Origin of the sequence: Streptomyces sp. NPDC048566 (genome assembly GCF_043199735.1) — a bacterium.
In the GTDB taxonomy this organism is placed as follows: domain Bacteria; phylum Actinomycetota; class Actinomycetes; order Streptomycetales; family Streptomycetaceae; genus Streptomyces.
The window spans coordinates 1-1,265 of the sequence record NZ_JBICWL010000055.1 but is presented as its reverse complement, the minus strand read 5'-3'; the positions used below and the strand labels follow the sequence as shown (position 1 = coordinate 1,265).

Here is a 1,265-nt window from a genome sequence, read left to right as displayed (position 1 = left end):
CTTGGGTTCAAGGGGTCGTCGCAACACCGCTTGGTTTCAGGTGGTGAGTAGATCACGTAGACGCTCGGCTGGGGTATCCCAGCCGAGCGTCTTGCGTGGGCGGCCGTTGAGTTCCTGCGCGACGTGTTCGAGGTCTTCAGGACTGTGCAGGCTCAGGTCGGTGCCTTTCGGGAAGTACTGCCGCAGCAGCCCGTTCGTGTTCTCGTTCGAGCCGCGTTGCCAGGGCGAGGCCGGGTCGCAGAAATAGACGGGCATGTCGGTAGCCATGCTGAACTGCTTGTGGCGTGCCATCTCGCTGCCCTGGTCCCAGGTGAGAGAGCCGCGCAGGTGGGCGGGCAGGGTCTGGATGGTGCGGACGAGCCCGTCGCGGACGGTCTCGGCGTCGTGGGCTCCGCCTGGCAGGTGGACCAGCATGGTGTAGCGGGTGCTCCGTTCGACCAGGGTGGCGATCGCGGAGCGCCCGCTCGCGCCGATGATCAGGTCGCCTTCCCAGTGACCGGGCACGGCCCGGTCCTCGACGTCGGCGGGACGGTCACTGATCATCACCATCGGGTCGATGAACCGTGGAGTGCGCCGTTCGGGGTCCCGGCGTGGTTTGCGTCGGGTCCGGCCGGAGCGGATGGCTGCCTGTACTTCCCGTTTCAGGGCGCCGCGGGCCTGGAAGTACAGCGCCTGGTAGATCGTTTCCACGCTCACCCGCATGCTCTCGTCGTCGGGATGTTCCTTCACCAGAGCGTGGCAGATCTGTTCCGGTGACCACCGCCGGCGCAGTGCGTCCTGGACGAAGCGGCGCAGCCGTCCCTCGCGCAGCAGCTTGCGGTCCTTGGGCCGGGGTCTGCGCGCTGCCGCCGCCCGGTGGGCCGCGTAGGGCTGGTAGCCCTCGCTGCCCGAGTTCGCGTCGATCTCCCGCTTGACCGTGCTCGCCGGCCGTCTCAGGGCGCGTCCGATCGCCCGCAGCGACTGACCCGCCGCGCGCAGATCGCGGATCTTCTCGCGCTCGGCGAGCGTCAGGAACCGCGGGTGAAGCTGCTTCTCCAGGGCGCTCAGGCCCACCGGTAGCGTGGTCACACCGGACATCGTGACGGTCCCGGTGGTGTAGTCCACACGGCGCCCGTCGGCATACGTGCGCGTGGTGGCGGTCTTCTTGACGCCCCAGTCCCAGTCCTTGGCCGTGCGCTCGTTCACGCCGACCCGCCGGGCCGCGACCCGGCGTGCGACACCGGCGGCCCGGAGCCGCTCGTACTCGTCCCGTCCGGGGTGGCGCC

1 protein-coding gene is annotated in these 1,265 nt (G+C 69.4%); it reads right to left on the bottom strand.

The features are described from left to right. Positions 1-36: 36 nt before the first annotated feature. On the bottom strand, positions 37-1,185 hold the full coding sequence (locus ACGFS9_RS32740; protein ID WP_393258636.1) for an IS30 family transposase: 1,149 nt from the start codon (positions 1,183-1,185) through the stop codon (positions 37-39). Between the last annotated feature and the right edge of the window lie 80 nt (positions 1,186-1,265).